This window comes from Ralstonia sp. VS2407 (assembly GCF_052950655.1).
This window is the reverse complement of record NZ_JBRFVG010000234.1, coordinates 1-474: the sequence shown is the minus strand read 5'-3', so window position 1 is coordinate 474 and position 474 is coordinate 1. Positions and strand designations below refer to the sequence as shown.

Annotated in this window: 1 protein-coding gene; it reads left to right on the top strand. The window is 65.8% G+C overall.

Annotation, left to right across the window (positions count from 1 at the left end; genetic code table 11):
• Positions 1–84: 84 nt before the first annotated feature.
• On the top strand, positions 85–474 hold a 390-nt coding region (locus ACU8YE_RS24800), incomplete at its 3' end, for a protein-L-isoaspartate O-methyltransferase family protein (protein ID WP_446930186.1).

Sequence of the window (474 nt, the reverse complement as noted above, 5' to 3'; positions counted from 1 at the left end):
TCGTTACATGGGCCATTGCCAATGGCGGTGTCATAGTGCGATAAGACACCGGAAGTTTCAGCTCAGAAGGACGACGAGGAACCGATGGACTTTGCCCAGGCGCGCCGCGCAATGGTCGACAGCCAGCTTCGGCCCCAGGCGGTGAGCGATCCGCTGGTGGTCGCCGCCATGGCCACCGTTCCGCGCGAAGCCTTTGTGCCCCAGGGGTCGGCCGCGATCGCCTACATCGACCGCATGGTGCCGCTCGACGGCGGGCGTATGCTCAGCCCCGCCGCAAGCCTCGGCCGGATGCTGACCGAAATGCGCTGCCGCAAGGGCGAGCGCGTGCTCGTGGTCGGCGCGGGCACCGGCTACAGTAGCGCGGTATTGGCCGGAATGGGGCTCGAAGTCGTCGCGGTCGAAAACGACGCTGCCCTCCTCGACCAACTGGGCACGGTTCCGAACATCACCATTCACGCTGGCGCGCTTGAAGAA